Here is a 13,091-nt window from a genome sequence, read left to right as displayed (position 1 = left end):
CAGTCGATTTTCGGATTAGAGTTAATACATGGCTTATCATGCAGACTCATCCAACCTGGACGTCAAGGAAGTTCTGACCTGGGAAGGCTTCGGCGTCGCCTCCCGTGAACTGGCACAGCAGATTGTCGACTCGGACTTCGACCCGGAGATTATTATCGCCGTGGCCCGCGGTGGCCTGCTGCCAGCAGGCGCACTCAGCTACACCATGGGCGTCAAACTCTCTGACGCCATCAACGTCGAGTTCTACACCGACGTGGCGGAGACCCTGCCGGATCCGGTTCTGCTGGAGCCGCTGCTGGACATCGAATCGATTTCCAACCGCCGCCTGCTGGTCGTCGACGATGTGGCTGACTCCGGTCGCACGCTGCATCTGGTGCTCGACCTACTCAAGAAGCACGGCGCTGAAGTCCGTTCCGCTGTGCTCTACGGCAAGTCCCGCTCGGAGATTGCACCGGACTACGTCTGGAAACACACCGATGACTGGATCGTCTTCCCCTGGTCGGCCGAGCCACCGGTACAGAAGTCCAAGTAGATCGAGTAGCTTACGCACCACAGCGGGCACAAAAAAGTGCGCTGCAGCGTTCCTTTCCCAAGCAACACCAGCAGCGCACACTAGGTCGTCGAACTAGCCCAGTTCGACGACCTTAATCTTTGATGCCGCCTCCGATGCGCGCTCACGAGCAGCATCGACAGAATCTGCGGTCGAAACAGCAACACCCATGCGGCGACGCGGGCCAGCAACCGGCTTACCAAAGATACGAATGTCTGTCTCCGGAATAGCCATGGCCTCCGTCAGCCCGGTGTAACCCGGCTGCTCGATGTCAGCACCGCCGTAGACGACAGCGGAGGCTCCCGGGGACACCAGCGTGACGTCGATAGGCAGACCCAACACTGCGCGCGCGTGCAGCTCGAACTCGGAGAAACGCTGCGTACCCATGGTGACCATGCCGGTGTCGTGCGGACGCGGGCTGACCTCGGAGAACCACACCTCATCGCCGCGGACAAACAGCTCGACGCCGAAGATACCGCGGCCGCCCAGCGCGTTGGTGATGCGTGCGGCGACAGAGCGAGCATTGTCCAGGGCGTTTTCGCTCATGGCAGCCGGTTGCCAGGACTCCACATAGTCGCCATCCTGCTGACGGTGGCCGATGGGCTCACAGAACCACGTTGCCCCCTCGCCGGTCTCCGGATCAACGGAGCGCACGGTCAGCAGCGTAATCTCATAGTCGAAATCGACGAAGCCCTCCACGATGACGCGGCCGGACTCAACGCGACCGCCACTCATGGCGTAATCCCACGCGGCCTGGACATCCTCCGGCGAACGCAGCGTGGACTGTCCCTTGCCCGAGGAACTCATGACCGGCTTGACCACACATGGGAAGCCAATCTCATCAACAGCTGCGGTGAACTCATCAAAGCTGGAGGCGAAGTGATAGCGGGAAGTCGGCAGCCCGACCTCTTCCGCAGCCAGGCGGCGAATACCCTCTCGGTTCATGGTCAGCTGAGTCGCCCGTGCGGTCGGAATAACGGTGACATCCAGCGTCTCATCTTCCTCAACCTCTGCCAGCACCTCGGTTGCCAGAGCCTCAATCTCAGGGACGATGAAGTGGGGCTTGACCTGGAGAATCAGGTCCCGCAGTGCGCTGGGGTCCGACATATTCAACACGTAGGCGTGGTGAGCTACCTGGTGTGCCGGTGCATGCTCGTAGCGATCGGCAGCGTGCACCTCAACGCCAAGACGCTGGAAAGCAATGGTCACCTCCTTGCCGAGCTCGCCAGAGCCGAGCAGCAGCACTCGCGTTGCTCCCGGCTGGTACGGGGTTCCGGTGACTTCAGGGGTGAACATCGAGATAAACTCGCTTTCGTCTACGGCACATACGCTGCGCAACCAGCAGCTGTTAAATTGATTGCCTCCAGCATACGACAGCGAGCTGATTCACCGCGGCGGGCACGGGCGGGGAACCTAGCGCGGGAACACCCGCTGGAACTCAGCCAGCGCCACCTCACGGTCAGCGGCCAGGACAACATTCGCCACCGAACCGGCAGGATCTTCCACCACCTGTCCGCGCCGCGCAGGCTCATCTGCAAAAGTTCGCTTATCGACGCCCACGAGACGCATCTTCTCCACTTCCCCTGTCACCGCACCGACGGCCACCATCGCAGCGAAGAGGTCATGAACCTGCGCCTTGTAACCGACTCCAACTCCCTGGTGGAACTCAAAGTAAAACTTCAGCGAGCGGCGCAGAACACGCAGCAGCTCCGAGTTCATACCGGCATCTCGCCAGGATTCAATCTCAGTATCACTAATGGTGATGGTCTCGGTGACATTGAGCGGAACCAGCGTCGGCACCGGCGCGCCTGCGGCGGTGGCGATGCTGCGCACGGCATCCTCCGGGCGCTCGACGGCCACAGCGCCCGCGGTGCCGAAGACCTCGGTGACCGCGGTGGGGTCAACCCAGAAGTTCCATTCCGCAAACTCGGTAACGTTACCGTGGTACTCCACAGCACCGCCCATAATGGTCACGCCGTCGAGCTCCCGCATGAGTTCTGGGTACTTCTTCAAAGCGGCCACGTAGGTGGTCATAGGGCCAGTGACCAGCAGGTGCACCTTCTCCCCCGTCGACCGTGCCTGCTCGATGACCTGGCGCCACAGCGCCAGCGGATCCGCCGCTCCTGCGCGCCCCGGTTCGTAGATGACGGCCGGTGGCGCCAGGTTGTAGCCCAGCCCGTACGGGCCATGCGTCTCAGGCGTGGTGGTCAGTTCACGGTCAGCGGGCCCCTCGAAACCGCTGACAACCGGAACCTCCGGACAACCGCAGAGATTCAACATGTACTTGGTGTTGCGAGCAGACCATGCCGCAGTGGTGTTACCACCTGCGCAGGTCACACCCACCAGCTCGATCTCACCTGCGGTATGCAACCCCGCGAGGTAGACGAGAGCAAGACTGTCATCGATACCCGTGTCAACGTCGGCAAGCACTTTCAAACGCGTCATAAGGTCAAGTGTGACACGAAACACGCTCGGCCTGCAGAGCTAAACACGGGCAAAACAGGGATACAGACGAGTTTTCGCTGGTGCTGGCCGGGTTTACTAGTTCGTCGACATCGCTGCATCACCCACCGGAGCGGGCTCTGGCAGCGGCATATTCAGCTCGGCCAAGACCTCGCGCAGTCGCGTCGGGTAGTCGGTGATGATGCCATCGACACCAGCGGCAATCTGCTCGCGCATGGTCTCCTTTTCATTCACCGTCCACGGCACCACCTTCATACCGGCCTCGTGTGCGCGGGAAATCAGCTCCGGCGTGGCGACCGGGTGGTAGTCAGAATCCGACGGTGTCTTGCCGTAAGGAATGCTGTGCGTCGGTGAGAGCACCTGCACTCCAAGCTGCTTGGCGGCCTCGATGATGTCGCCATCAACCTCGTCGTAATTGACATCGCCGATCCAAGGAGAATCCTTCTTCCAGGTGGTTTCGTCCCACAGCATGACCAGCGGAATCTCCGGGTTTCGTTCCGCGACCAGCGGCAACGAGCGCCAATCGAAGGATTGAATCATCACACGATCAGCCACACCCGCGCGGTCAATCTCGTCGAGAATCACATCGACGAACTCCTGCGGTTCTGCCGAGTCAGCGCGCTTTTCGCCCTCGATCTTGGTCTCAATGTTGAAGTGGATGTTCTGGTTATCCTTAGTCAGCTCGAACAGCTCCGGCAGGGTCATCATCCTATTGCCCTTGATTGGCTCCGCATCCGGGAAGTCCTTGAGCTTCTTGTCGCAGACCAGGGTTTGTACCTGCTCATAGGTGAGATCATGTACGAGCTTGCCGACGTACGGGTACTGCGGGTCCCCCTCCGTCACTGGATCAGTGTCCGAGCACTTGTCGTCTTGGATCTCCGGATCGTGCCAGACCATAGGCACGCCATCCTTCGTCAGGACGATGTCCAGCTCCAACGTCGTAACGCCCAGCTCCAACGAGTTGATCATCGCCTGCTTGGACTCCTCCGTCCACTCACCGCGACCACCACGGTGCGACTGCAGATCAAAACCCTCCGGCAGCTTAGCCATCGCAGCCGGCCGCACATTCGCGGCCGCATTCAGCTCAGCGACCTGCTGCTTCTCAAAGGTCTTCTCTTCGCTCGACGTAGTGCTGACCGCGCTTGCACTGCTTGACGACGATGCCGCGTCGTTGTCTGCATCATTGCTGCAGGCTGCAATAGGAGAAATAGCAAACGCGCCCATAGCGATGGCCGCGATTGCGCGGCGTGTGCCGTGGACGCGTGAATTCTGAGGCTGCTCGCTCTGCTTGGTCCGTTCGTCAAACATGGAGTCAGATGAGTTGCGAGAAGACATGGCCGGTGATTTTCCTCTTTGGGCGTAGTATTAGCGACTTCATAGCGACGGCGCAGTACCGACAACACAGTGTCGACAAACTACCGTCGGAGGTTTACGGAACACAGAAATCTAGGTGAAAACTGTGTGGCGCGCCACTACTTTAAAACGGCCTGACAGCACTCGCATCTGGAGAGAGTGCGGGGTGAGCGTTTAATTTCCCTCTGCCTTTGGAATCTCGCCTTCTTGAGCGACCTCTGACCCATCCCAGGAGTACGTAACGGGAGCGTTGTACTGGTCTTTAAAGGCGAAGGCACCGCCGTCTTCGATCATTTTATTGACATCGAAGAAATTGACGGTCACAGTTTTGCCATCACCCTCGACCGAGTTGATTGTCTGCGGACCACCGGCGGTCCCCACGTACTCGCCCTTATGAAACAGCAGCACTGCACCAGCGGTAGTTGAATGCGTAATTTCATTCTGTACTGCTGAGGCAAAGGTCAACTCGCTGGTGGTATCCCAGTTCGTATCGTCCGTGACTGTCCAACCGCTGCCATTGCCACCTTCCATTGAGTTCAGGTCGGCAACCGCTTCTTCGAAAGCCTCTTCCTGGGTTGGCGCAGAAGAACCCCCATCGGAGTCGTTGTCATCGACATCCGGATTGGGGGTATCTGCACTTTCACTGTCATCCTCGACAGTGGTGGTCGTAGTGATGGTCGTCGTTTCTTGATCTACCTGAGAAGCAGAGGTCGGTGCTGCGGTCTCATCAGTGGAGCAACCGGACAAAGCCACTACACCTGCGACCGCCGCGCTAACCAGCATCGACCCGCGACGAACTGAATGACCACTCATGGCTGGAACCTCTTCTGTTCTCTCAAGTTTTCTCAAGCACTGAGCTACGACGGAGCATTACTTTCTCATGTCCGACTCTGAATTGAGTTTACTTGGGAAAACCCAAGAGACCCCGAGAGTGTCCAAGAATTCTCGAAAGCTCTCGAAAATTCTCGGGAGTCCTTAGGAAGCGGGCTTCGCGCCGCCGGGAATCTTGCCCTCGTGGACGACGTGGTCGCCGTTCCAGAAGAAGTGAACATTAGAGGTGAACTTGGCCGCATCAGCGTTCGGCGCACCTGCGGCCTCCTGGGCCTCCCAGTCGTGGTAGATGACCGAGATGTTCTTACCATCAGGGGTCGGCGTCACCTTGTTGATGTGCTGAGGCCGGTCAGAGTCCGTACCAATGAACTCACCCTTGTGGAACATCAACAGCACAGTGGAGGACTGAGCGTTGCCCTGCTTGGCCTGATCTGCGAGAGCAAAGCTCAAATCGCTACACGGGCTGAAGTTGGAGGTGCCAGTGTACTTCCACCCATCATGGTTGTTCGGGCGCTCCCTGTTGACCTTATCCAGGGCCTCCTGGATTTCAGGTGCTGCCGGGTTCGGGGTACAGCTATCCGCCTGCGCGGGAGCTGGAGCCGGTGCCGGCGCTGGGGCCGGTTCCGCCTGAGCCGCAGGAGCTGCAACGGCTCCACCTATTGCGGAGAAAACCATCGCGCCGGAAAGTACGGCGGAACTTGCCAGTCGTTGTACTCGGTGTCCTGTGTTTTGCATGAAAACCACACGCCTTCTGTCGTTTGGACTTCTGTCGTTGGACTACGCGGTGAGGCCTACGATACAAAAATGACTCTGGGATGCCAGTGCCAACTGACAATTCCCAGAGCCTTCTCGTGGTTAGCAAATGTTCTTTTTTACAGCAGCCAGCAGTTTCGACACCGAAGATATTTTATTTAACAGTTCGATAAAGCCGGGTCGAAAGCCGGACTATTTTCCGGCTAGTTCGCCACTGCCCCAGGCTAAGGAGCCAGCGCTAGTTGTCCAGCACGTCGTGGACAACGATGGTCTGGTCACGACCCGGGCCAACACCGATGTAGGAAATGCGAGCGCCAGAGAGCTCCTCCAGGCGGTTCAGGTAATCCTTGGCCTTGTCCGGCAGCTCATCGAAGGTGCGGCAGCCAGTGATGTCTTCGTCCCACGCAGGCATGGTCTCGTAAATCGGGACAGCGTGGTGGAACTCCGACTGGGTGAGTGGCATTTCGTCGTGACGCACGCCATCAACGTCGTAAGCGACACAAATCGGAATCTCGCCGATACCGGTCAGGACGTCCAGCTTGGTGATGAACAGATCCGTGAAACCGTTGACGCGCGCGGCGTAGCGAGCCAGCACCGAGTCGTACCAACCACAGCGGCGCTTACGGCCGGTGTTGACTCCGACCTCACCGCCGGTGGTCTGCAGGTACTCGCCCCACTTGTCGAACAGCTCCGTCGGGAACGGGCCAGCACCGACGCGGGTGGTGTAGGCCTTCATGATGCCCAGCACCGAAGTGATCTTCGTCGGGCCGATGCCGGTGCCCACGCAGGCACCACCAGCGGTTGGGTTCGAGGAGGTCACGAACGGGTAGGTGCCGTGGTCGACATCGAGCATGGTGGCCTGGCCGCCCTCCATGAGGACGTGCTTGCCGGCGTCCAAAGCCTGATTGAGCTCAAACTCCGAGTCGATAATCATCGGGCGCAGACGATCGGCGAAGCCCATGAAGTAATCAAAGACCTCATCCGGATCGATGGCGCGGCGGTTGTACAGCTTGACCAGAATCTGGTTCTTCTGAGCCAGCGAAGACTCAATCTTCTGGCGCAGAATCGACTCGTCCAGAATGTCCTGGACACGCAAGCCCGTACGGCCGACCTTGTCGGCGTACGTCGGGCCGATACCGCGGCCAGTAGTGCCGATAGCGCGCTTACCCAGGAAGCGCTCGGTCACGCGGTCCAGCGTCTGGTGGTACGGAGCAACCATGTGGGCATTGCCGGAAACGCGCAGGCGGGAGGCCTTTGCACCGCGAGCTTCGAGGCCATCAATCTCGTCGAAAAGCGCCTCGAGGTTGACCACACAGCCGTTACCGATAATCGGCACAGCGTTTTCCGACAGCACACCCGCCGGAAGCAGCTTCAGCTCGTACTTCTCACCGCCGACGACAACGGTGTGGCCGGCGTTATTGCCACCGTTGGGCTTGACGACGTAGTCGACGCGGCCACCGAGAATATCGGTTGCTTTGCCCTTGCCCTCGTCGCCCCACTGGGCACCGACGATAATGATTGCGGCCATAGTCCTACTTCAACTCCTGGGATTGCAGACGACGCATTAGAGTGTAGTCCTATGCGTATTGTTGTGCTGCAGTGTGGCCCCGATGTACCCGCGTTTTCCCAATTGCTCCGCCAATCATGGTCTACATCAGCACCGTCCACACCATCAGCACCAGCTACTCCGGCACCACCCGCCTATGAGCTTCACGACGTCGCGATGATCCCCACCCGCAAGGAGCTGGCTTTCATCGACGACCTGGCCAAGGACGTACTGCCTGTCGATACAGCTCCGACGCCGGAGGAAATCTCCAAGCAGAAAAAAGTCGACCACTTAGGCGCTCCGCAACCCGCTCCGCAAAAGCCGAGCGAGCCGTTACGAATTGTGGTCGTTGGCACCGACGCGGCACTGGCTACCGTGGCAACCTACCTGATGCGCAAGAACCTCCTGTGGATTGAAGTGGCACATGTCCCCACCGCGCCCTCGACCGCGGCCAAAAACTGGGGCATCGATGGAGGGGAAGGGCTCGATGCGGCGGCCGCGCTCACGCGCCCGACGACGCCAGTGCCGCTGATTCGCGATGACACCGGGCACGCAATTGTTGGTTACGCCCTACTGACAGAGCCGGGAATTACCGGAGTGTCCTCGGCAAACGGGTTTACTGGCGAGGTCTATGTCGACGAGCATCAGATGTTCTCCGGCACATCCACCGGCCTGCAGATTCGCCCTACCCCCGACGCCCCGGGCATCGTTGCGGCCGAAGTTCCGGCTCCGGAAGCGGAAATCGGTAACGAGGGTGAGGGCGACAAAGGCCTGCTGAGCCGACTCGGATTGGGGCGCGGTGGCCGTCGTAAAGCGAAAGAAGCCCCGGCCCGCGAGCTACACCGTCCGATGACGGGTCGGGCAGTTCAAGTTGGTGGCCTGGGCTTCCGATATGTGCGCGATGGAGTCGAGTCTCGAAAGCCGCGAGAGAAGACAACTCTGTACCGACACCTTCGCGACTTGCAGATTGTGCACTAACTGCGGCGGGCAATAGCCACGGTCTGCCCATGAGAAAGTGGCTTGCGCGAAAGCGGCCTGCGCGAAAGTTCGAGTACAGATAACATTTGGGTGTTAAAGCCACTGCCCGCCACTGCCTCGATAGGACAGCATCATGACCGACAACACCCCACGGCTACGCGCTGGCGACCAAGCCCGCCACACTGCGCTGGAACGCTTGGAATGGGCATTCCGCGATGGCCAGATTGACTTTGCGGAATTGCAGGAGCGCACCGAGAAAGCCCAAAAGGCGACGTACATCGATGAGTTGCCCGCATTGACACAGGACTTGTCGCTGCCCGCGAACCTGGCCGAGCCGACTCCACATGCACACCCAAACCCTAACCTGCGCCCGAACCTACACAGCGTCCCGGACGAGCACCATTCGGTGGCACCGAATGCAGCCAACAATCATCAACCAGCTCGGATTGATAGCTCCGCCGCGGCAACTGGTTCGAAGCTCTCCATCGGCATCTTCGGCGGCACCGACAAGAGAGGCCCTTGGACGTGCGCTCCCACGCACACCACGGTGGCGGCCTTCGGCGGGACCGGCTTGGATTTCCGCGAGGCCATCCTGACCGCGGAAACCACTGTCGTCAACATTGGCTGCGCCTTCGGTGGAGTCGACGTCATTGTCCCCGACCACTACCAAGTTGATGTCGACGTGCTGCCCATCTTCGGCGGCACGGATGTTACTGGAAAGCCGGGACGTCACCTTCCAGCTCCTGGCGCAGGCCAGGCTCCGAAGATTATTGTGCGCGGCTTCGTCGCTTTCGGTGGCGTCGAGGTCAAGCGCGTACCGCACTAGAGCATGCTGCAGTAGCACGTGGGCAGTAGCATGTGCGCCGGAGCACGTGGGCAGTAACCGACTGGCGCCTAGCTGTGATGTCCAGGGACGTTGTTCTGGCCCCCGCCCGTAATGACACCGTGCCGATTCAAGAAGTATCTGTCCAGACCGCTTGCCATTGAAGGCATGTTAGAGTTTGGGGCATGTCGAGTCCCGAATCAGACAGGTCAGGGGTTGTCGGTCACACCGCCAGCCCCTTGAACCACTAGTTACGACGCCCACGATCTGTGTGGGCGTATGTCTGGCGTACCCGGGGCGCTGGCCGTGGTGACAAGAAGAACCATTTCTTGATCTCACACCTCGGAGTACTCGATGCCTTTTGCCCTCTACATGCTTGCCCTGGCGGTCTTCGTCATGGGCACTTCAGAATTCATGCTCGCGGGATTGCTCCCCGCGATCGCGACCGAACTTGACGTCTCGGTCGGCACTGCGGGCCTGCTGACCTCCGCATTCGCAGTCGGTATGGTCGTCGGCGCGCCAGTGATGGCGGCATTCGCTCGCCGTTGGCCACCGCGGCTCACATTGATCGTTTGCCTTCTCGTGTTCGCGGGAAGCCACGTCATCGGAGCGATGACACCAGTGTTCTCTCTCCTGCTCATCACCCGGGTGCTCAGCGCTCTCGCAAACGCAGGATTCCTCGCCGTAGCACTGAGCACGGCCACTACCCTCGTGCCAGCGAACCAGAAGGGGCGTGCACTGTCGATCCTGCTCTCCGGCACGACGATCGCAACCGTCGTGGGCGTCCCCGCCGGGGCACTGCTCGGCACAGCGCTGGGCTGGCGAACGACGTTCTGGGCGATCGCCATCCTCTGTATTCCCGCGGCCGTTGGAGTCATTCGTGGCGTCACGAACAATGTTGGTCGGAGCGAGACTAGCGCGACCTCACCAAGGCTCCGTGTCGAGCTCAGCCAGTTGGCGACGCCGCGGCTCATCCTGGCCATGGCACTCGGAGCGCTGATCAACGGAGGGACCTTTGCGGCATTCACCTTCCTGGCACCCATCGTGACCGAGACCGCGGGCTTGGCCGAAGCGTGGGTGTCCGTCGCGCTGGTGATGTTCGGCATCGGATCGTTCCTTGGCGTCACGATCGCAGGACGACTATCAGATCAACGACCTGGCCTCGTGCTCGCAGTCGGCGGACCGCTATTGCTGACAGGCTGGATCGTGTTGGCAGTGGTCGCATCTCATCCCGTTGCGCTTATCGTCCTCGTCCTCGTTCAGGGATTCCTGTCGTTCGGCGTCGGCAGTACTCTGATCACGCGTGTGCTGTATGCAGCATCGGGTGCGCCAACGATGGGCGGTTCGTACGCAACCGCAGCATTGAATATCGGAGCTGCAGCGGGGCCCGTGCTTGGTGCGCTCGGGCTCGCGACCGGGCTGGGGCTGCTCGCGCCGGTTTGGGTCGCTTCGGTGCTGACAGCGATCGCTCTCGTCATCATGCTTCTCACCAGACGCGCGCTTACGAAGACCGCGGCGGAGGCCAATTGATGACCCATCCGAACGCTCTTCTCACTCCTCGTGCCCGTCTCCGGTTAGCTCGGCTGATTGTCGAAGACGGCTATCCGGCCACGATCGCCGCAAAGATGGGGTCGTTTGCGGGAGAGGGCGAAATCCTACGCTAAGGCTTTGGCCAACGATATTCTCCGGTAAGATTGATGTGTTCCCAGGGGATAGGAGAAGTCGCTTGATATCTAGTATGACGTCTGTCGCACCTGCTTGATCGCGGCCGCGATAGCTAGATCGCGTTGCTCCTCTTCTCCATCCGCGTTCCAAGCTGCGGAAAGGCACCCATAAGCGTACGCCTGGTCGAGCAGGCGACGCGGATCGACGTCCAGCGCACGAGAGAATGCGTCCGCCATCTGTGCAATGCGTCTAGGATCGAGACAAAGGTCGTCTCTGTCAGCCGGATCGTAGAACATATTGGCGGCGCCAAAGCCCACTTCACCGACCAGACCGACGGGATCTATCACCAGCCAGCCGCGACTGGAGAACATGATGTTTTCATGATGCAGATCGCCATGTAGCCCACGCAGTTCCGAGGCATTGCTCATCATTTGATCGGCTATAATCGCCGCGTGGACGTAGTCAGTTTGACAACCTTCGTTTTGATCATCGCGCGCCCGCTGAAACAAAGCTGCAAAGCGATCCCGGATCGGGAGAAGGGCAGAAGGCAGGGGTTCCTCAGATGCGGCATACAGCTTCGCCATTAGTTCCGCTGCAATTTCGGTCGCCTGGTAGTCGCCGTGCTCGGCAACGATGTGAGAGAGCATTCGCTCCCCGGCATATTCGAGCAACATCAGATTGTTCTCACGACCGAGCAACCGGACTGCTCCCCTCCCATTGCGCCATACCAGATAGTCGGCCCCGCGCAGTTCATCAGCAATGTCTTCTATAGGTTTCAATCCCTTGACGATTGCAGGAGTCCCGTCTGGCAATGAAACTTTCCAAACGAGGCTGGAAAAGGTGTCCGCAATGAGAACAGGTTGCGAAACGTGCCAATGAGCAGGAAAAACAGGCGGCATGAACATCAACCCCAAGTCAGAGGGTCCAATCGCAGATAGAAGGCAAGGCGTTCGCGGTCGGGGGCTTCGATCCCCAATACATTGAATAGGACAGCGAAGGCGCGCTCTGCTTCATCTGGCGCTGCCCAGTTCTCTTCGGCGTTAGCAATCATGAGTGCCAAATCGGCATAGCGATCTGCTGTTCCGAGCCGCCCAAGGTCGATCAGACCCGTGCATTGAAGAGTTTTAGGGTCCACCATGAAGTTCGGCATGCAGGGATCACCATGGCAAACAACCATATCGGTGCGCTCTTGGTCGAGCCGCACCGGTAGCTCTCGTTCGACACGAGCCAAAAGATCGAGCTGCGGCGTACTCTTGTCCTCGTCCGGTAAGAAGTCGGGATTGACGGCATTGCGGGACACCACATCAACGGCGCGTCCGAACATTCGCGACAGCCTGCGCTCAAACGGACATTGATCAACCGATAGGCTGTGAACAGCGCCAAGTTGCTGCCCCATTGACGGCCACGCTTTGAGCAAATCCGCTCCAGACAGATCAGCCGCCGGTACTCCCGGAATTGCCGTTATCACCAAGCATGCACCCTCCTGTTCCTCCTGCCAGTTGATCACCTCGGGGCAAGCCACACCTCGACCTTTGAGCCAAATGAGGCGGTCACGCTCTCCAGCGAGCTCACCGCGGCGGGAAGCAGGTGCGATTTTCGCGAAGGCATGCCCGTCACCACGTCGAAAAACAAAATCACCAGATTCTCCGCCTCTGACAGGCAACCAGTCAGAATGCGATTCACCAAAAAAAATATTAGTTCGATTCAATGGAGGTTCCTTCAGTTTTCTGATGAAGCGCGGAGGTGGCTCAACCTGCGAAAAGAAACGAGTTGCTACGTAAGTCCGAGAACATGCTTTCCATGGTCTCTGAGCTCGCCTTTGGGACCGACATATCGGTAGAGAGTGACGCGCTCGATGCCGAGTTCCTTGCAGAGATCGGAAACTGAAGTATCGCGCTGGGCCATGGCGGCTTGCGCGAGACGCACCTGAGCTTTGGTGAGCGCGAATTTTCGTCCGCCCTTGCGACCGCGCGCTCTCGCGGAGGCGAGACCCGCCATGGTGCGCTCTCGGATCAGATCCCGCTCGAACTCGGCCAAGGTGGCGAAGATTCCGAACACCATGCGACCGGACGCAGTCGTGGTGTCGATCTGAGCGGGCACTGTTGCAAAGTTAGCGATGAGGCAGCCTT

The 13,091-nt window shown here is 59.4% G+C and carries 14 protein-coding genes and 1 pseudogene; 6 read left to right on the top strand and 9 right to left on the bottom strand.

Features of this window, described 5'->3' with window-relative positions; genetic code table 11:
* The first annotated feature begins 28 nt into the window (after window positions 1-28).
* Window positions 29-532, top strand: coding sequence for a phosphoribosyltransferase (locus HMPREF2820_RS09715; protein WP_048734520.1), 504 nt, complete (start codon window positions 29-31; stop codon window positions 530-532).
* Window positions 533-625: 93 nt separating this feature from the next.
* On the opposite strand, the gene purT is transcribed toward HMPREF2820_RS09715, so the two are convergent.
* The 6 genes from purT to HMPREF2820_RS09685 all read right to left on the bottom strand — a co-directional run bounded on the left by purT (window position 626) and on the right by HMPREF2820_RS09685 (window position 7,478).
* Entirely contained in the window at window positions 626-1,846 is a 1,221-nt protein-coding gene (gene purT / locus HMPREF2820_RS09710; RefSeq protein ID WP_048734516.1) for a formate-dependent phosphoribosylglycinamide formyltransferase, read from the bottom strand.
* Window positions 1,847-1,963: 117 nt separating this feature from the next.
* Window positions 1,964-2,995: a nucleoside hydrolase gene (locus HMPREF2820_RS09705; RefSeq protein ID WP_070603867.1), complete on the bottom strand. Its 1,032-nt coding sequence runs from the start codon at window positions 2,993-2,995 to the stop codon at window positions 1,964-1,966.
* A gap of 96 nt (window positions 2,996-3,091) precedes the next feature.
* Window positions 3,092-4,348 carry a glycerophosphodiester phosphodiesterase gene (locus tag HMPREF2820_RS09700; protein WP_048734510.1) on the bottom strand — a complete coding sequence of 419 codons (1,257 nt, stop codon included), beginning with the start codon at window positions 4,346-4,348 and terminating at the stop codon, window positions 3,092-3,094.
* Between the two features lie 192 nt (window positions 4,349-4,540).
* Complete coding sequence (locus tag HMPREF2820_RS09695) at window positions 4,541-5,179, bottom strand: LppP/LprE family lipoprotein (RefSeq protein WP_048734507.1); 639 nt, start codon at window positions 5,177-5,179, stop codon at window positions 4,541-4,543.
* Window positions 5,180-5,341: 162 nt separating this feature from the next.
* A complete protein-coding gene (locus HMPREF2820_RS09690; RefSeq protein ID WP_048734599.1) occupies window positions 5,342-5,932 on the bottom strand; it encodes an LppP/LprE family lipoprotein in 591 nt (196 codons plus the stop codon).
* Between the two features lie 256 nt (window positions 5,933-6,188).
* On the bottom strand, window positions 6,189-7,478 hold the full coding sequence (locus HMPREF2820_RS09685; protein WP_016421542.1) for an adenylosuccinate synthase: 1,290 nt from the start codon (window positions 7,476-7,478) through the stop codon (window positions 6,189-6,191).
* A gap of 51 nt (window positions 7,479-7,529) precedes the next feature.
* On the opposite strand from HMPREF2820_RS09685, the gene HMPREF2820_RS09680 reads away from it, so the two are divergent.
* The 5 genes and pseudogenes from HMPREF2820_RS09680 to HMPREF2820_RS10760 form a co-directional block, all read left to right on the top strand.
* Complete coding sequence (locus HMPREF2820_RS09680) at window positions 7,530-8,474, top strand: hypothetical protein (RefSeq protein WP_246822264.1); 945 nt, start codon at window positions 7,530-7,532, stop codon at window positions 8,472-8,474.
* A gap of 133 nt (window positions 8,475-8,607) precedes the next feature.
* Window positions 8,608-9,300 carry a DUF1707 SHOCT-like domain-containing protein gene (locus HMPREF2820_RS09675; protein ID WP_070601033.1) on the top strand — a complete coding sequence of 231 codons (693 nt, stop codon included), beginning with the start codon at window positions 8,608-8,610 and terminating at the stop codon, window positions 9,298-9,300.
* 276 nt (window positions 9,301-9,576) lie between these two features.
* Window positions 9,577-9,630, top strand: coding sequence for a chloramphenicol resistance leader peptide (locus HMPREF2820_RS11145; RefSeq protein ID WP_011113070.1), 54 nt, complete (start codon window positions 9,577-9,579; stop codon window positions 9,628-9,630).
* 21 nt (window positions 9,631-9,651) lie between these two features.
* Window positions 9,652-10,827 (top strand): chloramphenicol efflux MFS transporter Cmx, encoded by a 1,176-nt coding sequence (gene cmx, locus HMPREF2820_RS09670; RefSeq protein ID WP_005297378.1) that lies wholly within the window; start codon window positions 9,652-9,654, stop codon window positions 10,825-10,827.
* Window positions 10,827-10,925: pseudogene (locus HMPREF2820_RS10760) on the top strand (IS481 family transposase); the annotation flags it as partial. The gene cmx and the pseudogene HMPREF2820_RS10760, both read left to right, overlap by 1 nt.
* A 105-nt stretch (window positions 10,926-11,030) precedes the next feature.
* Here HMPREF2820_RS10760 and HMPREF2820_RS09665 read toward each other — a convergent pair.
* From HMPREF2820_RS09665 to HMPREF2820_RS09655, 3 genes are all read right to left on the bottom strand, one after another.
* Window positions 11,031-11,867 carry an APH(6)-I family aminoglycoside O-phosphotransferase gene (locus tag HMPREF2820_RS09665; RefSeq protein ID WP_070603865.1) on the bottom strand — a complete coding sequence of 279 codons (837 nt, stop codon included), beginning with the start codon at window positions 11,865-11,867 and terminating at the stop codon, window positions 11,031-11,033.
* Window positions 11,867-12,670, bottom strand: a complete 804-nt coding sequence (aph(3'')-Ib, locus tag HMPREF2820_RS09660; RefSeq protein ID WP_001082319.1) for an aminoglycoside O-phosphotransferase APH(3'')-Ib — start codon at window positions 12,668-12,670, stop codon at window positions 11,867-11,869. The genes HMPREF2820_RS09665 and aph(3'')-Ib overlap by 1 nt, the downstream gene beginning before the upstream one ends.
* Before the next feature lie 65 nt (window positions 12,671-12,735).
* Window positions 12,736-13,091: recombinase family protein (locus tag HMPREF2820_RS09655; RefSeq protein WP_141752001.1), on the bottom strand; the 356-nt coding region annotated here is incomplete at its 5' end.

This window comes from Corynebacterium sp. HMSC064E08, from assembly GCF_001811805.1.
GTDB lineage: Bacteria > Actinomycetota > Actinomycetes > Mycobacteriales > Mycobacteriaceae > Corynebacterium > Corynebacterium jeikeium_D.
This window is presented reverse-complemented; position numbering and strand designations above follow the sequence as displayed.